Source organism: Streptomyces sp. NPDC001068, assembly GCF_042897315.1.
Taxonomy (GTDB): domain Bacteria; phylum Actinomycetota; class Actinomycetes; order Streptomycetales; family Streptomycetaceae; genus Streptomyces.
This window is the reverse complement of record NZ_JBIAYD010000020.1, coordinates 44,784-67,023: the sequence shown is the minus strand read 5'-3', so window position 1 is coordinate 67,023 and position 22,240 is coordinate 44,784. Positions and strand designations below refer to the sequence as shown.

Below are 22,240 nucleotides of genomic sequence, written 5' to 3'. Positions count from 1 at the left end.
TACCTCCGAACGGTTCCGTCGCTCCACACCCCGGTCGGCGGCCGAGGAGTGGCCCGGACGGCGGGGCGTGCCTACGTTCGTCGTATGGGCACCGAGGGCGCGACCGGGGCGCGGAACACGGCAGCGACGGAGGACGTCGCGCATCTCCTGGTGCGCTGTCTGCGGGCCGAGGGCGTGGAGTACGTCTTCGGGATCCCGGGTGAGGAGAACATCCGCTTCGTCGACGCGCTCGACGACTCCGGTATCCGGTACGTCCTGGTGCGGCACGAGCAGGCCGCCTCCTTCATGGCGGAGATCTACGGACGGCTGACCGGCCGGGCCGGCGTGTGTTCGGCGACCCTGGGGCCCGGCGCGATCAATCTGCTCCTCGGTGTCGCGGACGCCACCACCAACAGCGCGCCGCTGGTGGCCCTGGCCGCGCAGGGCTCCCTGCGCCGCGTCCACAAGGAGTCGCACCAGGTCATCGATCTCGTGTCGATGTTCGCCCCCGTCACCCAGTGGGCGGCCCAGATCTCGTGTCCGGACGGGGTGCCGGAGATGACCCGCAAGGCGTTCAAGACGGCGCAGAGCGAGCGCCCCGGTGCCGTGTTCCTGGCCGTGCCGGAGGACATCGAGGCGGCGCATCCCACTGAGCCGCTGGCACCGCTCCAGATCGACACGGTGCGTGCCGACGCGCCGTCCCCTTCTCAGATCGCGCGGGCCGTCGAGGTGCTCACCACCGCCCGGCACCCGGTCGTACTGGCGGGCCACGGCGCCGCCAGGGCCGGGGCGTCGGCCGCGCTGCTGCGGTTCGCCGAACGGCTGAACATCCCGGTCGCGACCACGTTCCACGGCAAGGGCGTGTTCCCCGACGACCATCCGGGTGCCCTCGGCGCGGTCGGCTTCATGCGCCACGACTACGGGAACTTCGGCTTCGACAGCGCCGACGTGCTGATCTGCGTGGGCTACGAGATCCAGGAGTTCGACCCCGTCAAGATCAACCCGAACGGCGACAAGCGGATCCTGCACCTGCATCGCTTCGCCGCCGAGGTGGACGCCCACTACCCGGTGGCGGTGGGCGTCAGAGGTGATCCCTCGCAGGCTCTGGACGCGCTGGCGGCGGCACTGCCCGACGGTCTCACCTACGACCGGGCCGGCAGCGCGAGGATCCGCACGCTGCTCGACGAGGAGCTGCGGTACGGACGGGACAACGACGCCTTTCCCCTGGTGCCGCAGCGGGTGGTGGCGGACGTCCGCACGGCGCTGGACCGCCACGACATCGTGCTCGCCGACACCGGCGCCGGGAAGATGTGGATGTCCCGCCTCTACCCGACCTACGAACCGGACACCTGCCTGGTTTCCAACGGCCTGTCCACCATGGGCTTCGCGTTGCCGGGCGCCATCGCCGCCAAGCTGGCCAGGCCCGATCGACGCGTCCTGGCCATGATGGGCGACGGCGCCTTCCTGATGAACTCCCAGGAGTTGGAGACCGCTGTCCGCGAGGACATCCCGCTGGTCGTCCTCGTCCTCGTGGACGAGGAGTACGGCCTGATCACCTGGAAGATGGAGCTCGAACTGGGCCGCCACGGCCACACCCGGTTCACCAATCCGGACCTGGTCGCGTACGCGCGGAGCTTCGGCGCGCACGGCTGTCGGATCGAGTCGGCCGAGCAGCTTCTGCCCACGCTGACCCGTGCCCTCGACAACGGCGGCGTCTCCGTGATCGCCTGCCCCGTGGACTACTCCGAGAACCTGCGTCTGACCGACCGGCTCGGCGCACTCAGCGGTCCGTTCTGACCTGCGGGGGATCGGCGGGTGCGAACTCCCGCTGTCGGACTGGGTGCCGACGCGAGCGCCCATGGTGTGTGTCCCCGCACCGGTCCGGACGCGGCTCTGTCAGTGGTGACGGGAGACGGCGGCGCTCGACAGCCCGCTGTCCGAGGTGAGACTGACGGCGACCGCGCTCGCCGTCGCCCGATCCGGCCCGCCGTACGCGGCTCAGCTGACGGATGGGATCGCCGAGGACGGCGCCGAACCCGATCCGGGGGACGACGACGTCCCTTGGTCGGGCAGCGAGGCCCAGGACGAGCGGCTGAGGAACCTGCTCAGCGAGGACCCGGACGCCGGCTTCGCCGTGGCCGCCCGCTGGATCGCGGCCGGAGACGTGGGCTCGCGTGGGTCCTGGCTGGTCGAGGAGATCGCCGCGACCTGGCGGGACCGGGAGCCCGCGGTGGTGGACCTGCTGTTGTGAGCCCTGCCCCATCAGAGGGGAGCCCGCGCCCTCGCCGCCCGCCTGCGGACCATCGGTCACCAGGTCGAGCTGCTGCCCGGGGCGGACTCCGGTATCCGCGACACCCTGCACAGGTACGCGACGGCCGAGGACGAGACCGCCGAGGCGGCACTTCTCGCTCTGGTGCACTCCCGCGACCTCCGAGCCCTGGAACTGGTCCTGCGCCGACCCGGCGCCCGGCTTCTCGCCGCGGCGGCACGGTGCTTCCCGGAGGCGGCCGATCAGCTGATACCCGTGATCCGACAGGCGCTGGCGGCCCCACCCGACCTGGTCTGCGCCTCAGCGGCCTTCGATGCGGTCCTGCTGTTCGCGGTCCTGACGTGCGTCCCCGACAACGAAGCGCAGCAGGCGGTCGTCGCCGAACTGAGCCGCGCCCTGCCCCCTGGCGGGCTGCTGTACGTCAGCGGTCTCGTCCTGCAGGACGACCGGCGAAGCCGCGACCGCTACGCCGCCCACGCCCAGCGGTCCGCCACCCCGTAGGGAGTCTTCGCCACGGAAGACGGTGCGGTGCTCCGGCACCACGACATCACCCACCTGCACTCGCTGCTGTCAGGCTTCGACCTGGTGAGGGAACGCACGATCGAAGTCGCCACGATGAACGGCCACCGGTCCACCGCGGTGCAGTCACTGGCTCGTAGGCGGTGACGGACGCAGCCTTTCGCCGGTAACGGAGAGCCGTCCCATCTCGCCGCAGCCGCTCGGTGGCGCTCACCGGGCGACCCATCGACTCCCCATCGCTTTGCGGCCTCCTCCACCCCGTCACCGGTCGGCGTCAGGCCACGCCGCCCTGTCCGTGCCTGGCCGCGAGGCGGGAGAACGTCTTGGCCAGCGGGGGCCTCTGAATGCGGCGGATCAGCCACGCGACGACGTGAATGCCGAGTTCGGTGCGGGGTGCCGCCTGCCGCACCCGGCCGGGGAACAGCCGTTGCGCCTCATCAACCCGCGGGCGCATCGCGGTCTCGTACGCGGTGAGCGCGTCCGAGAGGCGGTGTGGCAGCCGCAGGGCGTCGGCCGCGGCCAGAGCGTCGGCCAGTTCCACCGCGCCGCGAAGCGCCAGGGCCGTGCCGAGTCCACTGAGGGGGCTCGCGCACCAGGCGCTGTCCCCGAGCAGCACCACCCGGCCGTCGGACCACACCGGCACCTGGATCTGGTCGAAGGTGTCGAGCGCGAAGTCGGGCGCGTGCCGGGCTGCGGCGAGCAGTTCCCGCGTGCGCCAGCCCACGTCCGCGAACAGCCGGTCGAGCAGGGCGAACTGGGCCTCGCGGTCGTGCCGCGGAGGCAGCGTGGCCGCCGCGAAGGTGAACCCGATCTCCTGCTGGCCGGGATGGCCCGGTCGCGCCTCGACGGCCCGGCTGCCCGGCGCGTTGTGGGTGATGAACCAGCCGTCGACCGAGGGGGTCGCCGGCTTCTCGTCCATGGTGAACCAGGCATGCGCGAGGCCGAGCGGGCGCCGGAAGACCTCTTCAGGCCCGAAGCGCAGCCGCCGTACCCGCGAGTGCGCGCCGTCCGCGCCGATCACCAGGTCGAACTCGGCGGGCGGTGCGTGGCGGAACCGTACGGACACGCCGTTCGGGACGTCCTCCAGGGCTTCCACCGTCTCGCCGAACAGGTGGGTGACGTGCGAGCTCGCCGCGTCGTGCACAACACGGGCGAGGTCCGAGCGCAGCAGCTCCTCCTTCGAGACGTAGCCGTTGCCGTCGAACGCCTCGACCGGCATCGCGGCCAGCCGGCGCCCGTCGCCGTTCACCCAGGCCGCGCCGCGCTGGTCCAGCAAGTGCTTGAGGACCTCGTCGAGCAGGCCCAGCCGGGCGACCACCTCACGGCAGTCGCCGCGCAGGTCGACGGCCTGGCCGCCGCCTCGCAGCGAGGGAGCGATCTCCGCGACGGTGACCTCCCATCCGGCCCGTCCCAGCATGAGCGCGACGGTGTCCCCCGCGATTCCGCCACCCACCACAAGTACCCGAGGCATGCCCGCACCTTCCTTAACGCGAATCTGTCGCTTGAAGCGTAGACCGAGATCCATCGCTAACGCGAGCCGGTCGCGTTAGAGGCATCCAGATTCGGCCACGCGACGCGATCCCGGTCTGCTAACGCGAGAGCGTCGCGGTAGTCTGGCGTCCATGACGCAGGCAACAGGGACCCTCAGGCCCGGAGGCAGATCCGCCAGAACGCGCGAGGCGGTGCATACGGCAGTCCGGTCACTGCTCGACGCCTCCGCGGACGGCACGATCACCGTGGCCGAGGTGGCCGAGCGTTCCGGGGTGCACCCCGCGACCATCTACCGGCGCTGGCGCACACCCGAAGGGCTGGTCCTCGACACTCTCTTCGAGGAGCTGAGCCGCCGCTCTCCGCTGCCCGTCACCGGAGACCTGCGCGCCGACGCACTGGCCTACACCCGCCAACTGCTGGCGGACCTGCGCGCGGACCACAACCTGCTGCTCGCCAGGACCCTCGCCGCAGCCATGCGCACGGGAGGGTTCGGATTCGAGGAACTGCGCCCGTTCGTCGAACCCCGACTGCACCAGATCGAAGCGATGCTCGCCGCCAGCGGCACCACCGAACTGGACTTCCAGGACGTACTCGAGCTCATCCTCTCCCCCGCCTACACCCACGCCCTGCTCGACCGGCCACTCCCCTCGGACACCGACGCGGAACGACTCGTCGACAACCTCCTCGCCGTCCTCGCCCACCGCAGAGCCCGCACCGGCTCACACGGCAGCGACGCATAGGCCTCAACGCTCCACCAAGCCCCCAAGCCCCCAAGCCCCGACCACGAACCCGGCGGCGTACACCGTCGGAGGCGGCCCAGCGCGCGGCATCACACCATCCGCGTAGAACGTCCGTCCGGCCACGGATCCCGAGCCCACCCAGGGACGCACCCAGGGACGCACCCAGACGGCAGCGACCGGGGTCCTCGAACTTTCCGGCCGGCGCGGCGAGCCTCGCCGCCGACGACCGGATTCCCGCCCGGCACCGCTTCCAGTCCGTTGACCTGCCGCTCAAGGCTGCCAAGGCCGCCACCGTCGCGGAGCGCCACCTCACCGAGAACTGGCCGGCCATACCCGCCACACGCCGATCCCGACATCCCGACAGCGCGGCCCGGGCCGCGCGGCGCCTTCCAGGCCCGCACCCCAGATCCACTGGCCCACTGGCCCTCTGGCCCTCTGGTCCACCGAATGTCGTGCGATTCGTCGCCGTGCCGGCCGCCCAGGACGACGACCAGATCCTCACGGTGACAGAAGAAGCGATCCGACGCCCACAACCCCCAGCGCCGCCACATGGAGGAAATGCCTCCGCAACCTTGACGAGATTGGTCTGGTCCAATACCGTCCCCGCACAGAACCCCACACGTTTCAACTATTCAACTCCCCATCACCGTCACACAGTTGACGGGCAATCACCCCCTCCGGGAGGGCCCCTGTGGTTTCCCGACGTTCCTTCCTGTCCGCGGCCGGCGCCCTGGCCGGGGCGGCCGCGCTGAGCCCCCTCTCGCCGGTCTCGCCCCTGGCCACCTCGGCCACGGCCGCGGGAGTCTCGCTCCCCATCAAGCTGGCGAACAACTCAGGTTCCAACACCGTCTACGCCTACATATCGGGCACCGACAGCAGCGGCTGGCCGGTCTTCGTCTCGGCGAACGGCGCCCTGAACCGGCTGCCCAACCCCTCGTCCGCGGTCACCCCCATCGCCGACTACTCCATCGCGCTGGGTGCCTCGGGCTCCGCCGCCACCACCGTCAACCTGACCGACTACGTCATCGGCGGACGTGTCTGGTTCTCGGTCGGCCAGAAGCTCCAGTTCTTCGTCAACCCGGGCACCGTGCCGGGCGTGGTGCAGCCCGCGCTGGTCAGCTCCGACCCCAACTGGTCGACGAGCTGGACGTTCTGCGAGTTCACATTCAACAGCGCGAACCTCTACGCCAACATCTCCTACGTCGACATGGTCGCGCTGCCCATCTCCATGAGCAGCACCGGCAGCGGCGGTACGCAGACGGTCAGCCCCCTGCCCTCCGGCGCCCTCGCCTCCATCGCCACCGGCCTCCAGAGCCAGCACGCCTCCGACGGAGCCCCCTGGGACAGGCTGGTGGTCAGCGACTCCTCGGGCGGGGTGCTGCGCGTCATGGCGCCCTCGCACTCGCCGGTGGACTTCGGCAGCTACTGGGACGACTACCTGAACCGGGTCTGGAGCCACTACGCCTCCACGCCGCTCACCATCAACGGCCAGGGCAGCATCGGTTCCTACAGCGGCACCGTCTCCGGCAACGCCATCGTCTTCTCCGGTCTCAACACCAACGGCGTGCCGTTCACCAAGCCGAGCGCCGTCGACATCTTCGGCTGCGCGTCCGGTCCCCTCTACAACTCCGGCGGGGACGCCCGCGGCGCGATCGCCGCCCGTCTCGCCGCCGCGCTCAACCGCAGCTCGCTCCTGGTATCGGGCGGGAACAACCAGCCCGACGGCGTCACACCGTCGCAGTACTACACCGACTCCATCACCAACCACTACGCGCGGCTGGTCCACAAGCACGCCACCATCGGCTACGCCTTCCCCTACGACGACGTCGGCCCGACCGGCGCCGCCCCCGTCGACGGACACATCCAGGACGGCGCGCCCACCTCGTGGAGCATCACCCTGGGAGCCGGCGGCTCCAGTGGAAACCCCGGCGGCGGCTCGACCACCGTGAGCGCCTTCAGCACCATCCAGGCCGAGTCGTACTCCGCCCAGAGCGGCACCACCACGGAGAGCTGCTCCGACACCGGCGGCGGCAGTGATGTGGGGTACATCTCGAACGGCGACTGGCTGAAGTTCTCCTCCGTGGACTTCGGTTCCACCTCCCCCGCGCAGTTCAAGGCCCGGCTTGCGTCGGGTGCGGCCTCCGGTGTCAGCGGCGCGGTCCAAGTGCGGCTCGGCAGTACCACAGGCACGAAGATCGCGGAGATCGACTTCGCCAACAACGGCGGCTGGCAGGCCTGGCAGACCGTCCCCGCGAACATCGTCGCCTCCGCCACGGGAATCCACGACGTCTACTTGGTCTTCTCCGGCAGCACATCCGACTTCACCAACATCAACTGGTTCACCTTCACCAGCTGACAGCACCTGAGGAAAAGTGCCTGCCGGGGCAGAATCCCGGTCGGGGCGAGGGCATCGACGGCAAGGTTCTGGGCAGTGCCACTGGGCGAAGTGGTAGTCGACGGGTCTGGCAGGGCGTTCTGTGTCGTCCGGCCTGACGAACGGCCTCGCCGGTCCCCCGGTCCATCTGTACTGGCCCGCCGGGTCGAATGCCGGGAGACTCTTGTGCTGTGAACATGGGGATCTCTGGTTTCGAGCCGTCCTTCGTGATCGGGATCGACGCGATTCGGCAGGCACACGGAACGCGCCTGTCGGCGCTCGCCGGCAGGCGGCTGACGGGGTTCACGCTGGTGCGGTTCGCCGAAGACGGGGACTGGTTCGCCGACTCGCCTGTGGTGCTGGACTTCGACGGGATCCAGGTGGAGCTCTGCCACTGGAAGTTCGACGAGCTCTCGATCAGCTGGGACACGATCGACACCGCGGCGAACATCACCGGGTGGGAGTCGTCGGAGCTCACGCCCCGGTGGTCTCACAGCGATGAACGCCTCGAACCGTTCGTCGGCCACCGGTTGCGGGAGGTCGCGCTTCTCGAATGGCGGCCGGCGGTGCGTGACCTGGCGGCAGGAACCGTGGCAGTGGAGTTCGTCTTCGCCCACGGCTGCCTGCGGATCGCCAACGGCCTCGACGAGAACAGCATCGAGGCCGATGCGGCGCACCCGGACTACGTACGACACGGGCTGGGCCGGTGAGCACCACCGCTTGATCCAGCCAACGGTCAGACACACGCGGAGGCGGACAGGGGCAATGGCGTGGCCCGGCCATGCGAACGGACAAGCTCGCCGTCGCTTCTCAGACGGCACTCCGCTTTTTCGGCCATCCTCATCCGGCCGCGGTGCTGACCGAGCGGGCTGACTATCAGCTGTCATAGAAGAACAGCTCAAGATCCTCCATGGACCCTGGCCCGGTCAGGAAACCCTCCGCCTGGGCAATCTCCTTCTCTGGTGGCATCCGGCCCTCCCGAAGAAGCTGCGTCATCCATATCTCGCCCTGCTCGCCGATCGCGTAGATGCCAGACAACAGCTCGACCATACCCGCGGGGTCCTTCGGGCTGCGCCCGACGACAGGCTGGAGCTCCCACCCCCCTGCTCGGGCGGCAAGCCGGAGTACCCCGGCCCAATTGGCAATCCGCCCGAGACGTACGTGCCACGAGTCCTGGGTGAATGGAGCCAGTAGACCCCCGTGCAGGGCGTTGGTCGCGGCCATGATGTCCGCCACCACGTGCCGCTCCACGGCATCACGAACCCAGCGCCCCTCCTGCGCTTCCTCGATAGCGGCTGCCCACCACTCCCATGCATCGTCCAGCCGGGCTCCGAAGGAATTCATCCCGACAGACTCCCACGCGCATGACTGTCAACTTCAGTACCTCCAAGAACCATTGGATCAAACAGATGCCTCCTAGGCGTGCCGACCCGACGAGGCGGGACGCAGGTGGTGTCAGCGGCTGCCCCTAGGGTGCCCCCGTGAATGTGGATGATCTTCAATGGCAGGCAGGCACCCTCGGCGGCGTGCTGCCGCGACTTGTGGACGAGATCCGCGATCGCGGCGGCCTGGAGGCTTTGGTCCAGGCGGCACGGGAGCGTGAGGACTGGTTCTGCGCTGTGGGTGCGGTGCGGGAGCTGTGTGCGGTGGGGGAGCTTGGGCGGGCCTGGGCGGTGGTGGAGCCGTTCGCGGCCTCCCGCTGGCAGCCGGCGGTGCGGGTGGCCGTGGACGTGCTGGTGCAGTGGGGCCGCGTCGACCAGGCGCTGGAGCTGGCGCGCCCCGAGGAACGGAAGGAGAACGCGGTCGATGCGTCGCGGGACTATGCCGTGGTGCTGGTCCGGGCCGGGCGGGTTGAGGAGGCGATCGGCGTACTCGGCCCGCACCTGCGCGGCGGGCGCGTGCTGACGGCCCTGGTGGAGATGACCGAAGGCCAGGGGTGCGACGAGCAGGTGCTCGAACTGCTGGCCCCGATCGCCGAGGAGTTCCGGCGCGACCCCGAGCAGCCCGGCATCCGTGACCTGTGGGAGGTCATGCGGGTCTGGGACCGCCTGAACACCCACGTCTCCCGCAGGATGCGGGAACACGTCGCCGAGCGGGCGTGGCTGACGGTGTTCCTGCTACACGCCTACTCACCCGATTTCCACCCCGTCGAATGGATACAGCACTTGTCCGCAACAGGCTCAAATGCCTCCAGTACCGGCCCCACACCCTTGACGGCTTCACAGCTGGCACCGGTCTAACCCTCCACGACCCATCATCATCCTGACGAGCTGACGGCAGTCATCGCATGGGGCGGCGCGAAGGGCCGGTCTTTGCTTCCCCGGCGAAAGCAGAGGTTGCCCCGACCTGTAACGTCGCGATCTTCGGATGGCGTAGGCCCCGGAGTCCCGAAGGTGAATCCCCATGACGATCGACAAGTTGCCCGTCGCATGGAGGCTGTCCCCCGAGGACGTCCAGGCGGGGTGGCGTGCACTGTGGTGGACCGTGGGACCGGACGGCGAACTCGCCGTGATGTTGGTCCAGCGGCGGTACCTGAGCCGCGACAAGTATCCCCGCGGGTGGATCGGATGGCATGCCGAGACGCCGTTCGACGGAGAGTTGGTCATCGCCTCCGGGCAGGAGCAGCGGCGTATCCCGGTCGAAGGGATCGACATGCGGCCCAGCCACCTGGCCCTGCTGCCAGGCTCCCGGTTCCTGCTGGCATCGGGCCGTACCCACCGGGAATCGGAGGGAGCCTGGTGGAAGAACGCCGTCGTATACTCCCCCGAGGGTCGGCCGGAAGGTGCCTTCTGCCTCGGTGACGACATCCCGGCCCTGGTCACCGACCGCACCGGGGGCATCTGGACCGCCTACGGCGACGAGGGCATCTACGGCAACCACCCGGAGTCCGCGGCCGGCCTGGCGGGCTGGAACACCCGGGGCATCGCAACGTGGGCACCGAAGGGGAGACTTCCCGACTGGCCACTGGAGGGTTGCACGGCCGCCACGGAAGGCGAAGCTGTGTGGCTGGTCTGGTACAGCCCCAAAGGAACCTTCCTGACCCGGATCACACCCTCCACCGGCGAAGTCGCCAGCTATCGAAGCCCGGTGAAGGCCCCGGACGGATTCGCCGTGCGCGGCACGCGGGTGGTCCTGACCAGCCGCGACCACTACAAGCGCAGGACCACCGTGACCCGCGCGGAGCTGGTCGGCGACGTGTGTGTCGCCATCAGCCAGGAGCGGGTGCGGGTGCCCGGGCGGGTGGTCATGCATTGCGGCCAGGGCCGCGACGGCACCCTGTTCCTCCGCGCCGGCCGTACCTGGGTGCGCATCGACGCCTGAGACCTGCGCCGACAGACCAGCGACAGGGCGCCTGTGAGGGCCCGCCGGGAGACCGACAGGGGAAGCCGTCGAACGCCGCCGAGAGGTACTGGCGCAGAGGGACGGCCGCCTGGAAGCCCCCGTTGGGCCGCGACCTCTTCAACGGATTCTTTGCGGGAACGAGCCTCTCCCTCGGGCTCCCACCACCATCACCCTCACGGGCCGAAGTCAGTATCGGACGGGTTATGGGAGGGGATGTCAGCAGGGTTGTGGGAGGGGTTATAGGAGCATTCTGACCGCCAATGGTGCGGGCAAACTTGCGGGCCTGAACGGCGCCACCTGCCTCACCGCCCCCACCCTTGCCGCCACCACGGTCACCGGCTCTCAGCGTCTTCCTCACTCAGCCATCCTCAGCTTCCGAGGCCCCAACAACTGGGCGCTCATGGCGGCGTTCGACGCCGACTTGGCACCTGATGCCATCCCCAGCCACGATCACCGCCTCGGGAAGCGTTGCCGGCTCGATCCACCAGCTCTCTTTCTGCAATTCTCCTCAGTCCGCGGGGTGTTCACAGCATCACTAACCTGCCAGCATCATTGTCCGGGTTTGACACCTTGGTGGGGGGTGGTGCTGTATGACGTACGCACAGAACAACGACCAGCGGCTGCTCGATCGCATCCTGGAGGATCAGCACCGGAAGTTGGCGCCGGACAAGAGCCGGGATGACTTCTTCACATTCTTCGCTGCCGACAAGGCCCTGCAGGACTGGGACCTCGACAACGACGAAATCATGGACGGCATCGTCGATGGGGCTCACGACTGCGGCATCGACGGCATCTGGACCTTCGTCGACGAACGCTACGTCACCGCAGATGCCCATCAGTTCCTGCCTTCGCGTGCCAGCAAGATCGAGTTGGTGATCCTGCAGGCCAAGACCTCATCGGGCTACCAGGAGACGGTGGTCGAGAAGCTGCACTTCCACCTGCCGACACTGCTGGACATGAGCAGGGACGAAGAGGACCTGGCCCCGCACACGAATGCCAAGCTCCTGGATCGAACACGGCGTTTCCTGCACATCCTTGAGGAGCTGGCGTCGTCGTTCCCGCAGGTCCGCATCAAGGTGATCTATGCCAACAAGGCCGCTGAGACACCGCACCCCAACGTGAAGGCCAAGGGAGATCGTCTGCGGCGGGAGCTCGCGAAGATCACTTCGGACACCCTGGCAGACCTGGAGTATCTGAACGCTGCCGATCTACGTGAACGCACCGCCCGGGGAGCCAAAGCTGTCGCACAGTTGGTATTCACCGAAACCCCGATGAGCACCTCGCTCGGTGAGGGGTACGTGTGCCTGGCCCGCCTGGACGAGTACTACCGCTTCATCACCTCCGAAAACGAAGCTCTGCGGTTGGAACTGTTCGAGTCGAACGTTCGTGACTACGCCGGGTCAACCGCGGTGAACAACGCCATCGGTGAGACGCTCAAGTCCGGCACGGGCGAGGATTTCTGGTGGTTCAACAACGGTGTCACCGTGGTCGCGGACGCTGCCCAGATCGCAGGCAAACGAATCGTCGTGAAGGAGCCGCAGATCGTCAACGGGCTGCAGACCAGCCATGAGATCTACAGTTACATCCAGAATGGCGGCCAGCACCGCGACCGCTCCCTGTTGGTCAAGATCGTGGTTGCGCCCGAGTCAGGCACCGCGCGCGACCGCATCATCCGTGCCACGAACAGCCAGACGCAACTCCCAGCAGGCGCCTTGCGAGCCACCGAAGCCATCCAGAAAGACATCGAGGAAAGTCTGGGCCACGCCGGCGGTTACTACTACGAACGCCGAGCCAGCTACTACCGCAACCTCGGCTTCCCTCTCGACCGCGTCATCAGCATGACCCGCCTGGCCCGGGAGTTCACGGCCTTTGTCCAGCGTGAACCGCACATCGCTCTGCGGCACTCGGACGCACTGCTCTTGGACGACCAGCACTACACCCAGATCTTCTCCTCCCGCCACGACCTGGACATCTACCGTCTCTGCCTCGATGTCCACACCCGACTACGTGCTTTCCTCACCCAGTACGCCGAAGACCGGCCGCTACTGGGCGAAACCCTGGAGAACTGGCTCTACCCTCTGGCGGCCATGTCCGCCCACACACTCACTCGTCTGAGGCAGCCCGCCCCGCGGGACCTGCTCAACATCGATCTCGCCCATCTCAGCGACGACCTCATGTCCCGCATGACGGGCACACTGGAACAGAGCTTCAAGAACGCCCTGCGTCAGAGCAAAGCCGGTGGCGTCGACCGCATCGCCCGCACTCCCGAGTTCACCACAAAGCTCCGCCAGGCCGTTGTCTCCCAAAGCCGCTACCACGTCGAACACTAGTGGGCGACGAAGACGTCTCCAGCGGTAGTAGGCAGTCGCGTGGCTTACGTGCCTGGGCGAGTGCGGCCGGCTCGTGTTCTCCCAGCGTCCCCTGCTCCAGGGCTGCTACGGCTACCAGGCGTCGTACATCCCGCGCGGCAACGATGAGGACCCGCTTGTCGTGAAACGCTGGGCCTACGAGCCCAGGACATGGGAGCAGTTATGGATCTGCCGCACGATCGGGTGACATCTTGACCTCACCCGAACCTGCACCAGACCCGTTTGGGACCTGATGATCGTGGACGGCTGGTTTCTCACCGTCAGAGGTGCGAGGCCCATGGGTCGTCGCAGTGCTCAGGGTCGGGCTGGTCGAGGAGGAGCATCTTTCGCGCGCAGCGGTGCAGTCCTGTTTCGCCGGATCCGCCGGCAACGGCCATCCAGGGCAGGGCGTCCATGGCGTGGGCGCGCTCGTCGGTGGCGAGGTCGTCGACCACGGCGCGCAAGTCGTCGGGGACGGGTTCGTCGGTGAGGCAGAGCCAGCCGACCGTGGCGGCCAGCCGGACTTCGGGCGCCTGTGACGGGTCCCGCCACCACTCGCGCATCCACGCGATGGTCGGCGCGTGGGAGTAGGTTCGGGTGGCTTCGGCGGTGGCGAGGATCAAGGCGGCGCAGACGATCGGGTCCCGCTCGGCGGCAAGCCGGGCGCGGAACGAGGTACGGACCGCTCGGTCAGGGTCTGCGGCGGTGGCCAGCGTGTAGGCGGCGCGGATGCGTATCGACGGGTCGGGGGCGCCGAGAAGGGGCTGCAGGAGAGCGATGTCGGCGGTGATCGCGGCCCGGGCGGCGGCGACCGACCAGCCAGCAGGGTAGCCGGTCACCTCAACGCCGTAGGCGTCGTACGGATCACGTCCCTTGGTGTCGGTGCGGTGGAGCAGCAGTTCGTCGCGGGAGGCCACGCCGAAGTAGCGGGCGCGTGCCGGGGCGGCGGCCTCTGCGAGCGCGCCGGCGCGGTACGGGTGTCGGGTATCGGCGGCGATACGGATCAGGAACGGCACAGCGAGAGCGGCTGCGGCCCGCATGTCGTTGGCACACAGGCCATCCACAACGCCTGCTCCGGTGCGAACAGGCGAGTCGTTCGTATGCAGCAGGTGAACGGCTTCCCTGACCCGATCTCCCTCTGGGAAATGCTCCCAGGGGACTTGGTCGAGCAGGAATCCGTCCTTGACCTCGGACCGGATGGCTGCCACCGCTGCCCGAACGTCGAACCGTCCGCCTGCGAACGAGGACAGTTCCGCCCCGTCCACCAAGGCCCGGCACATCGCAGACGTCGGATCAGTCCGCCATTCGCCCACGCCACACCCCACCGCCAGTCCAAACCGGAGCCGATCGTGCCACCTTCAGGTCCGCCTGTTCGAAGCCGCCCAGCTGCGGCCGCAGCCAGCTATCGTTTCTCTCTCTGACCTGCCCCGAGTTGCGTAGCGGCCTGTATCTGTGTTCTTAGTAATCCAGTTGTAGATCGTGATCTTGTGTCGGCGAAGGTTGAGCGCGTGCCTTCCGGCAACAGGAGCACCTCGACCTGGCCGGAGGCACCGTAGCGTTACATGTTCTGGCAGGCCCTGGCTTTGAACTCCGCTATGGGGAGGGTGACTTCGGATGCGTCGCCCTTGTCGGAGATCTCTTCGTAGCGGACGTTTCCTGGGGTGAGCCGGTCCCGGTCGCTCAGGGTGAAGGAGACGCTGTTCGCTGACCACGAGTTGTCCTTGGTCCAACCGTAGAAGGCATACGTCGTCTTGGCGGTGAGCGGGGTCAGCGGTCTGGTCGCGGTCCAGCCGGGGGCAGGTGAATCGAGGGTCCAGGCGGCGAGACCGGGTGCGAGGGGGCGGTCGGCGGTCCATGAACCGATGGTCACCTGCTTGTTGACGTCGTCGCTGTTCACGTAGAGGGTCGCGCCATCGATGTGATGCCCGCAGACCATCATGACGCCGAGCAGATGGCCGTCGCCGGTCACGGAGATGCCGGCGACAGCATTGACGGGAACCGTGCACCCCGAGGTTGCGGCCAGGGCCATGCCGACCGCGACGGTACCGACGAAGCGCCGGAACACCGGCCGTGAGGTGGTCGACCGCATGCCTAGCCCCCTGCCCGGAGGCGCGCGTGAGCCTCTTGCCCCGAATGGTAGGCGGCGAGCGGCGCCGGGCCGCAGCTCGCAACTCATCCGTTGCGCGCTTGTTGTTTCCTTTGATCGGCGGCATGCGGAACGGGCGCGGCCACCGATGATCATCGGTGTGTGAAGACAGAAGATCAGGCGGTGGCCGCAGGTCACAGCATAGATCCTGCCCGCTGGCAGGACATGTTCGAGGTTCTGATGGGCCGTATCGCGGGACGGTTCGCCCGGGTGGAACCGCGCCGGCGTGCGCGGGAGTTCGTACTCGGGCTCCTGTCGGACCTGCCGCGCAAGAACTGCTGGACGCTGGCCGAGCACGTCGGCCATACCACCCCGTACGGCCTGCAGCATCTGCTGTCGAGGGCGAAGTGGGATGCCGATGCAGTCCGGGACGATCTGCGCAGCTTCGTCGTCGAGCGACTGCATGATGAGGAGGCGGTACTGGTGGTCGATGAGACCGGCGACCTGAAGAAGGGCACCGCCACGGTGGGCGTGCAGCGCCAGTACACCGGCACTGCCGGACGCATCGAGAACAGCCAGGTCGCCGTCTACCTCGCCTATTCCAGCCGACGCGGTCACGCGGCGATCGACCGGGAACTGTATGTGCCGCGTTCGTGGATCACGGACGCGGCCCGCTGCCGGTCGGCCGGGATTCCTGAGGAGGTCGGCTTCGCCACGAAGCCCGCCCTCGCCCTCCGTATGATCGACCGGACCCTGGACGCCAGGGTCCGTGCGGCCTGGGTGGCCGCAGACGAGGTCTACGGCGGCAATCCGCATCTGCGGGATGCGCTGGAAGACCGCCAGGTCGGCTACGTCCTCGCGGTCGCCTGCGATCACCAGATCGCCACCCGGGTGGGCATAGTGCGGGCCGATGCACTGGCCAAGAAACTGCCGAAGCGTGCCTGGCAGAAGCTCTCCGCAGGCCGCGGCGGCGCCAAGGGACACCGCTACTACGACTGGGCCCTGGCCGACGTTGCCGACGACCAGCCCGGTCACCGCCATCTACTCGTGCGCCGCAACCGTAATAGCGGCGAACTCGCCTTCTACTCACCGTTCCAGGAGATGATGCAGACGACGGCGGTGATGCGGCGTACGTCGAGTCGGTCGTCTTGGACGAAGACGGCGACGTAAGCATCCTCCGCGCGTGCCGTGAGCCCGGCCTCCTCCGCCACATCCCGTACGGCGAGAGTCGGCGCACGCTCGCCGGCCTCAACCTGGCCGCCGGGCCCCGTGCGGGTTCGCGGAATCTCGGATGGTGTGAGTGAGGAACACGCCTGTCAACCTCAGCAGGATAGTCGGCTCCCGACCAACCGGCCGGACGAGAGCCGCACCGCGCTCGGCGTCCCTGACATTTTCAATGGCGTCACGGAAACCGCAGTGCTTGAATACCGCGGTGGTCATGAACGTGGGGGAACTGCTGGCAGCGTACGATCGCAGCCTGCGTAACCCCGATTCGGCGCATCCGCGATTCGGCACCGTGGTCGAGCGGATCGGGCCGCTGACCCTCACGCACTACGGCACCCACTGCATCGTCGATCACCCCGCCCTGGACGCCTCGATCTCGACCGCGCGGCTTGCTTCGCAAGTGCAGCAGTGCGCAGCTGCGCGTGTGGAACCTGTGGAGTGGCGCGTGTTCGCCCACGACACAGAAGCATCACGGCTGACGGCCTCCCTGGAATCTGCGGGTTTCACCGCAGGATGGGAGCGCAGTGTCCTGGTCGGTGAAGTCGCCGAGCTCGACTTCCCCCAGACGCAGCCTGAGTGGGGCATTGAATCGGTCCGGTGGGACGAGGCGCAGGCGCAGGAGGCGCTCGGCCTCTCCGCCGGCTCCGGGCCGCACCGGGTCCCTCTGTCGGTCTGGCACGCGATGGGATCGATCCCGTACTGGGACGTCGATGTCCGCGTGCTGACTCACCGTGGAAGGGTTGCCGCGGCGTGCTGGCTGGAGACCGTTCGGGGCACCGGGTTCGCTGCTGTCGGGGGCCTGACCGCTTCACGTGCCGAACTGCTCGCCAAGCCGCCGTTGTTGCGGTTCCAGCCGCCGGCGAAGGGGTTCCTGGTCGCCGAGGCCGACGGGCAGTTGCGCAGCGCCCTTGTGGCCGTCGGGTTTCGGGACGTCACGATGGTCCGGTCCCACCTCTGGACCCCGCCGGGCGAGCCCGCTACGGCCCCGCCCGCGAGGCATTCTCTCCACGACGCCGAGTCCGGACGGATAGCGCGTCGCGGCGAGGCTCGCATCGGCTTCGACTACGCCAGCGGGAGCGGACGGTATACCGCGCCGCTCGACTCGCGCCGTTGGTTCTACGGCATGCTTGACCGCGGCGCTCCAGCGATCTCAGCCGCCGAAGGCGTCATCGAGCGCGGCCTGCGTGCCTGCGTCCGGCCCGGCGAATGGGTCTACGAGTGCCGTCCATATCTCAACGGCTGGGAGTTCGATCCGCACCGCGTCGGCGGCCCGGGGCAGCCGCCCTGGCCGGGCAGCGCCATCGCCGACGACGAGTTCCAGTTCCTCGTCACCGCGGACGCCCGCCTCGGCACGTTCGCCCACTACGCCGAACAAGCCCTCGTCGTCTTCGGAAACGACCTCATCGATCAGGTCGCCAATGACTTGGACCAACTGCTCGGCGACGGCGTCTGGACCTTCGGTTGAGCAATCGGATGATGCCCCGTCACCGATTACTCGCGAATGTCCTCACTGAGCCGGCGTTAACGGTCTGAGTTGGCCCCACCTTGTCGGAAACCCAAGAAGCCCGGACCTGCCCCGCTCGCCGAGAGGTGGGTATCAACCGTCGGACCGGGACGCGGTTGAGGTTCGGACGGAAGGTCGTCGACCGGACAGGCCGGGAACGCGACTACGCGCCGATCGATGAACAGCGGGACAGCGTTGAGGTCTGCCGCACGACCGGGTGACATCTTGACCTGCCCCACGGTTTGGGTTCCAGTTCACCCGATCGTGCGGCAGACCCCCCGCCTGGCACCCGGCGAGTACGGATCAAGGGCCTGCTGCAACGGCCCGGTGTACGTCTTTGGCAGCCAGTTCCTGCGGGCTCACGGGTCGTGCCGGCGGACGGCGACCACAGCGACGGCTGCTGCGGCGAGGGGCCAGGCCGCGTACACGATCCACGACCCGCTGATGGTCGCCGGGTAGGGGGCCGATCCGAAGGGGTCGCCCATCTGCACCAGTCGTTCCCACGCGCTGCGGGGCAGCGCGTGAAGGATGGCGGATGACCAGCGGTGGCGGTCGTTGAGGAGGAAGGGCAGAAGCAGAAGGATTCCGGTGAACGTCACGAGGGTGGTTGCGGTGTGCCGGATGAGGGCGCCGAGGCCCATCCCGACGAGCGCGCACACCGGAGCGAGCAGGGCGGACGCCGCGACGGCGCGAAGCGCGCCAGGGTAGCCGAGGGACAGGCCGATGCCCCTACCGGACAGGATGGCCTGTGTCACGCCGAACGAGGTTCCCGCGACGACGGTGCCGTGGACGAGCATGACTGCCGTCACGACGGCCATCTTGGCCGCTACGACCGATCGACGGGCCGGTACTGCCGCGAAGGTCGTGCGGATCTGTCCGGTGCTGTACTCGCCGACGACCGTCAGGGCACCGATGCTGCCGGTGGCGAGTATCAGGACCATGCAGGCGCCGACGGTGAAGGCGTCCCGCATGGCCCAGATCGGAACGAAGAGGGCCCGGATCCCTTCGTTGTAGGTCGGCCAGTTGTCGTAGTCCGCGACGGCCGCACTGATGTTGACGGCGATGATGACCAGCGCGCTGACCCCGAACGCCCAGGAAACGGACCGCAGCGACCAGAGTTTGATCCACTCGGCGGCGAGGAGGTCCCGGAAGCGGGCGCCGGGGTCGGCGGCGCGCACGGCGGCCGAGACCCCCGTCTGCTGTGTGGTGGTCGAGGTCATCGGGATTCTCCCGCGAGGTACTCGACGCTGTCGGCGGTGAGTTCCATGAACGCCTCCTCCAGTGAGGAGGTACGGGTGGCCAACTCAAGGAGCACGATGCGGTGGTGGGAGGCGAGTTCCCCGATGCGGGCCGCGCTCAGGCCGGTCACGGTGAGCCACTCCTCTGCGTCGGCGACCGAGTCGTCCGGCTGTACCGATGCGCCCTCGGCTTCGAGCACAGCTGCCAGCGCGGTGCTGTCGGGTGTCCGCACGGTCACGCTCCGGCGGGTGCCGCGGGCCGCGAACTCCGCCACGCTCTCGTCGGCGATCAACTCGCCCCGGCCGATGACGATCAGGTGCTCGGCGGTGTTCTGCATCTCGCTCATCAGGTGGCTGGAGACGAACACAGTGCGCCCCTCGGCGGCCAGTCGCCTGAACAGGCCGCGTACCCACCGCACGCCCTCCGGGTCCAGGCCGTTGACCGGCTCGTCGAACAGCAGTACCGGAGGGTCGCCGAGCAGAGCCGTGGCGATGCCGAGCCGCTGCTTCATGCCCAGGGAGAACCCGCCGATGCGACGCCGGGCCGCGGGAGCCAGTCCTACCTCCTCAAGGACCTCGTCCACCCGGTGCCGCGGGATACCGTTGCTGCGGGCCAGGGCGGACAGACAGGCCACTGCGCTGCGACCGCCATGGACGTCACGGGCGTCGAGCAGGGCACCGACGTGACGCAGGCCGCGCGGGTGGTCCCGGAACAGGTGACCGTCGACAGTGGCGGTGCCGCTGGTGGGTTCGGTCAGGCCGAGGAGCATGCGCAGCGTGGTGCTCTTGCCGGCACCGTTGGGACCGAGGAACCCGGTGACGTGCCCGGGGCGCACGGTGAAAGTCAGGCCGTTGACGGCAGTGGCCCTGCCGTATCGCTTGGTCAGTTCGTTGACTTCGATCACCCGGCCAACGGTGCCGGGGAGAGCGTCCGTCCGGCATCGGTCTGTCGGCTGCACTCGCGGGATGCCTGGTATCCCGTGGGCGTACGCCCACGGGCCAGTGTTCCGCCGCTGGTCGGGCGATTACGATCGCCCCATGTCCGCCAAGCCGCGTCCCCTGCTGTCCTGGCACCTTCGGCCGGCCGCGCGGGCGGCTCTGGCCTGGTGCGGGGCGATCGCCTACCCCTTCGCACTGTTCTTCGCAGCACGCGGCACACCCTTCGACTCCCCCGGCTTGCCCTCCGTCTCGGCAGCCGCGGTCACGGTCCTGCCTCTCGAACTGCTGCGCCGCCGCCCACTTCCGGCCCTGGCCCTGATGCTCCTGGGTACGTACGCCACGGCGACGACAACCCCGTTCTGGCAGGTCGTGTATCTGCTGGTTCTGGCGAACGACCTCGCCGCCGGATACATCGTGGCCACCCGGCCTCGCCGTATCGCGGTCACCGCTGCCGTCACGACGCTCGCCGTACAGGTTGCCTTTGCCGCACGCCTCGGGACCGGTACGGACGGCTTCGCCCGCACGGTCGTGGTCCTCGCCCTGGCGCTCGCCGCCGCCTGGATGACCGGCCATTCGGTTCGCGAACGCCGAGAGCACACCGCGGCACTGCGCTCGCAGACCGCCGCCCAGGCCGTCGCCGCCGAACGGCTCCGGATCGCCCGTGAGCTGCACGACATGATCGCGCACAGCATCGGCGTCATCGCCATCCAGGCAGGCGTGGGCCGCCGGGTCATCGACACACAGCCGGACGAGGCCCGCAACGCGCTGGCCACCATCGAAGACACCAGCAGGGAAACCCTCGCCGGGCTGCGGCGCACCCTGGGCGCACTACGCCGCACCGAACCGGGCCCTGGGGCGGAGGCCGCGCCGCGCGAGCCTGCCCCGGGGCTGGCCGACCTCGACCGGCTGACCGCCTCGGCGAAGGACGCGGGCATCCATGTCGACATGCGATGGCTCGGAGGACGACGGCCCCTGCCCCCCGATGTCGACCTGGCAGCCTTCCGGATCGTCCAGGAGGCCCTCACCAACGTCGTACGCCACGCGAACACCCCCGACTGCCGCGTCACCATCGGCTACCAGGACGGTGAACTGACCATCGAGGTCGCCGACGACGGCCGCGGCGGCCCCACCTCCGGCACCGGATACGGCATCACCGGAATGCGGGAACGCGTCACCCTGCTACGCGGCCAGTTCACCGCCGGGCCGCGATCCGAGGGCGGCTTTCGCGTGGCGGCGCGACTCCCCCTCTCCGAAGGAGTGCACATCTCATGACGGTCCGCGTCGTGCTCGCCGACGACCAGCCACTGGTCCGCAACGGCCTGCGCGTCCTGATGGCCGACGCCCCCGACATCGATGTGGTGGGAGAAGCCGGAACCGGCGCCGACGCGGTCCAGTTGGTCCGGGAGACCGAGCCCGACGTGGCGGTGATGGACATCCGCATGCCGGGCATGGACGGCATCGAGGCCACCGGGCTGATCACGGCAGCCGCTGGAGCGACGCGCGTCCTCATCCTCACCACGTTCGACGACGACGAGTACGTCTACGGCGCGCTCCGAGCGGGTGCGAGCGGATTCCTCGTCAAGGACATGGCCCTGGACGACATCCTCGGGGCGATCCGCGTGGTCGCCGCCGGAGACGCCCTGCTCGCCCCGAGCGTCACCCGCCGCCTGATCGCAGAGTTCGCCGCCCGCCCCGAACCAGCCCCGCGGCCACGACCGGCCGGGAACATCACCGAGAGGGAACGTGAGGTACTGACCCTCATCGGACGCGGCATGTCCAACAACGAGATCGCCGCCCATCTCTACATCAGCGTGGCCACCGCAAAGGCACACGTAGCGCGACTGCTCACCAAACTCGAAGCCCGCGACCGAGTCCAACTGGTCATCACCGCCTACGAGATCGGCCTCGTAACGCCACCTCGCTGAACACCGGACACCTCAGCCGCCGAAACCCGCCGCTCGAAGCCACGCGGCACGAACTCTACAAACCTCAACTGCGAGCGACGACTTGATCGAGCATCGGGATTCCCAGGAAGACCTGGGAATTCCTGCGTGCCTGCTGGGCGTCCAACTGGGTGAGTTGCTCGAAGTGTCCCACGCAGCACGGTTGCGGCGGTTGCCACAGCGGAAACCTCTCCCGGCACCGCCGCGCGCGGGTGCCGCGGACCCGGAACGGCTGGGCCGGCAG

At 68.6% G+C, this 22,240-nt stretch carries 21 protein-coding genes and 1 pseudogene; 15 read left to right on the top strand and 7 right to left on the bottom strand.

All coding sequences use genetic code 11. From position 1 onward, the window contains the following. The first annotated feature begins 84 nt into the window (after positions 1–84). The 4 genes from ACFY3I_RS39695 to ACFY3I_RS39680 all read left to right on the top strand — a co-directional run bounded on the left by ACFY3I_RS39695 (position 85) and on the right by ACFY3I_RS39680 (position 2,914). Positions 85–1,776 (top strand): acetolactate synthase large subunit, encoded by a 1,692-nt coding sequence (locus tag ACFY3I_RS39695; RefSeq protein ID WP_390865805.1) that lies wholly within the window; start codon positions 85–87, stop codon positions 1,774–1,776. A gap of 145 nt (positions 1,777–1,921) precedes the next feature. Next, the gene (locus ACFY3I_RS39690) at positions 1,922–2,230 is read left to right on the top strand and encodes a hypothetical protein (RefSeq protein WP_390865804.1); all 309 of its coding nucleotides are present in this window, start codon (positions 1,922–1,924) and stop codon (positions 2,228–2,230) included. 162 nt (positions 2,231–2,392) lie between these two features. Further along, the gene (locus tag ACFY3I_RS39685; RefSeq protein ID WP_390865803.1) at positions 2,393–2,749 is read left to right on the top strand and encodes a methyltransferase domain-containing protein; all 357 of its coding nucleotides are present in this window, start codon (positions 2,393–2,395) and stop codon (positions 2,747–2,749) included. A 27-nt stretch (positions 2,750–2,776) separates the two neighbouring features. Then, complete coding sequence (locus tag ACFY3I_RS39680) at positions 2,777–2,914, top strand: hypothetical protein (protein ID WP_390865802.1); 138 nt, start codon at positions 2,777–2,779, stop codon at positions 2,912–2,914. Positions 2,915–3,041: 127 nt separating this feature from the next. Here ACFY3I_RS39680 and ACFY3I_RS39675 read toward each other — a convergent pair whose 3' ends face one another. Beyond that, positions 3,042–4,238: an FAD-dependent monooxygenase gene (locus tag ACFY3I_RS39675; RefSeq protein ID WP_390865801.1), complete on the bottom strand. Its 1,197-nt coding sequence runs from the start codon at positions 4,236–4,238 to the stop codon at positions 3,042–3,044. 211 nt (positions 4,239–4,449) lie between these two features. Here ACFY3I_RS39675 and ACFY3I_RS39670 point away from each other — a divergent pair, with 211 nt between their 5' ends. The 3 genes from ACFY3I_RS39670 to ACFY3I_RS39660 all read left to right on the top strand — a co-directional run bounded on the left by ACFY3I_RS39670 (position 4,450) and on the right by ACFY3I_RS39660 (position 8,082). After that, positions 4,450–4,998 (top strand): TetR/AcrR family transcriptional regulator C-terminal ligand-binding domain-containing protein, encoded by a 549-nt coding sequence (locus tag ACFY3I_RS39670; protein WP_390865800.1) that lies wholly within the window; start codon positions 4,450–4,452, stop codon positions 4,996–4,998. Between the two features lie 691 nt (positions 4,999–5,689). Next, complete coding sequence (locus tag ACFY3I_RS39665; protein WP_390865799.1) at positions 5,690–7,354, top strand: beta-1,3-glucanase family protein; 1,665 nt, start codon at positions 5,690–5,692, stop codon at positions 7,352–7,354. A 215-nt stretch (positions 7,355–7,569) separates the two neighbouring features. Then, entirely contained in the window at positions 7,570–8,082 is a 513-nt protein-coding gene (locus ACFY3I_RS39660) for a hypothetical protein (RefSeq protein WP_390865798.1), read from the top strand. 166 nt (positions 8,083–8,248) lie between these two features. On the opposite strand, the gene ACFY3I_RS39655 is transcribed toward ACFY3I_RS39660, so the two are convergent. Then, positions 8,249–8,716 (bottom strand): hypothetical protein, encoded by a 468-nt coding sequence (locus tag ACFY3I_RS39655; protein WP_390865797.1) that lies wholly within the window; start codon positions 8,714–8,716, stop codon positions 8,249–8,251. A 137-nt stretch (positions 8,717–8,853) separates the two neighbouring features. On the opposite strand from ACFY3I_RS39655, the gene ACFY3I_RS39650 reads away from it, so the two are divergent. The 4 genes from ACFY3I_RS39650 (at position 8,854) to ACFY3I_RS39635 (ending at position 13,270) form a co-directional block, all read left to right on the top strand. Then, on the top strand, positions 8,854–9,612 hold the full coding sequence (locus ACFY3I_RS39650; RefSeq protein ID WP_390865796.1) for a hypothetical protein: 759 nt from the start codon (positions 8,854–8,856) through the stop codon (positions 9,610–9,612). A 163-nt stretch (positions 9,613–9,775) separates the two neighbouring features. Then, positions 9,776–10,693 (top strand): hypothetical protein, encoded by a 918-nt coding sequence (locus ACFY3I_RS39645; RefSeq protein WP_390865795.1) that lies wholly within the window; start codon positions 9,776–9,778, stop codon positions 10,691–10,693. Between the two features lie 611 nt (positions 10,694–11,304). Next, positions 11,305–13,044 carry an AIPR family protein gene (locus ACFY3I_RS39640; protein WP_390865794.1) on the top strand — a complete coding sequence of 580 codons (1,740 nt, stop codon included), beginning with the start codon at positions 11,305–11,307 and terminating at the stop codon, positions 13,042–13,044. A gap of 73 nt (positions 13,045–13,117) precedes the next feature. After that, positions 13,118–13,270, top strand: a complete 153-nt coding sequence (locus ACFY3I_RS39635; protein ID WP_390865793.1) for a hypothetical protein — start codon at positions 13,118–13,120, stop codon at positions 13,268–13,270. 73 nt (positions 13,271–13,343) lie between these two features. Here ACFY3I_RS39635 and ACFY3I_RS39630 read toward each other — a convergent pair whose 3' ends face one another. Both ACFY3I_RS39630 and ACFY3I_RS39625 read right to left on the bottom strand, forming a co-directional pair. Then, positions 13,344–14,126: a hypothetical protein gene (locus tag ACFY3I_RS39630; RefSeq protein ID WP_390865792.1), complete on the bottom strand. Its 783-nt coding sequence runs from the start codon at positions 14,124–14,126 to the stop codon at positions 13,344–13,346. Positions 14,127–14,620: 494 nt separating this feature from the next. Then, the gene (locus tag ACFY3I_RS39625) at positions 14,621–15,151 is read right to left on the bottom strand and encodes a hypothetical protein (protein WP_390865791.1); all 531 of its coding nucleotides are present in this window, start codon (positions 15,149–15,151) and stop codon (positions 14,621–14,623) included. Positions 15,152–15,388: 237 nt separating this feature from the next. On the opposite strand from ACFY3I_RS39625, the pseudogene ACFY3I_RS39620 reads away from it, so the two are divergent. Further along, a pseudogene (locus tag ACFY3I_RS39620) lies at positions 15,389–16,291 on the top strand (IS701 family transposase); the annotation flags it as partial. Here the strand turns inward: ACFY3I_RS39620 and ACFY3I_RS39615 are convergent. Then, positions 16,231–16,434, bottom strand: a complete 204-nt coding sequence (locus ACFY3I_RS39615; RefSeq protein WP_390865840.1) for an NUDIX domain-containing protein — start codon at positions 16,432–16,434, stop codon at positions 16,231–16,233. The pseudogene ACFY3I_RS39620 and the gene ACFY3I_RS39615 overlap by 61 nt on opposite strands. 134 nt (positions 16,435–16,568) lie before the next feature. On the opposite strand from ACFY3I_RS39615, the gene ACFY3I_RS39610 reads away from it, so the two are divergent. Next, on the top strand, positions 16,569–17,837 hold the full coding sequence (locus ACFY3I_RS39610; protein ID WP_390865790.1) for a DUF2716 domain-containing protein: 1,269 nt from the start codon (positions 16,569–16,571) through the stop codon (positions 17,835–17,837). Between the two features lie 398 nt (positions 17,838–18,235). Here ACFY3I_RS39610 and ACFY3I_RS39605 read toward each other — a convergent pair whose 3' ends face one another. Further along, a complete protein-coding gene (locus ACFY3I_RS39605; RefSeq protein ID WP_390865789.1) occupies positions 18,236–19,096 on the bottom strand; it encodes an ABC transporter permease in 861 nt (286 codons plus the stop codon). Next, positions 19,093–20,019, bottom strand: a complete 927-nt coding sequence (locus ACFY3I_RS39600; RefSeq protein ID WP_390865788.1) for an ABC transporter ATP-binding protein — start codon at positions 20,017–20,019, stop codon at positions 19,093–19,095. The genes ACFY3I_RS39605 and ACFY3I_RS39600 overlap by 4 nt, the downstream gene beginning before the upstream one ends. Positions 20,020–20,152: 133 nt before the next feature. Here ACFY3I_RS39600 and ACFY3I_RS39595 point away from each other — a divergent pair, with 133 nt between their 5' ends. Both ACFY3I_RS39595 and ACFY3I_RS39590 read left to right on the top strand, forming a co-directional pair. Then, on the top strand, positions 20,153–21,325 hold the full coding sequence (locus tag ACFY3I_RS39595) for a sensor histidine kinase (RefSeq protein ID WP_390865787.1): 1,173 nt from the start codon (positions 20,153–20,155) through the stop codon (positions 21,323–21,325). Further along, positions 21,322–21,978, top strand: a complete 657-nt coding sequence (locus ACFY3I_RS39590) for a response regulator (RefSeq protein ID WP_390865786.1) — start codon at positions 21,322–21,324, stop codon at positions 21,976–21,978. The genes ACFY3I_RS39595 and ACFY3I_RS39590 overlap by 4 nt, the downstream gene beginning before the upstream one ends. The last annotated feature ends 262 nt before the right edge of the window (positions 21,979–22,240 follow it).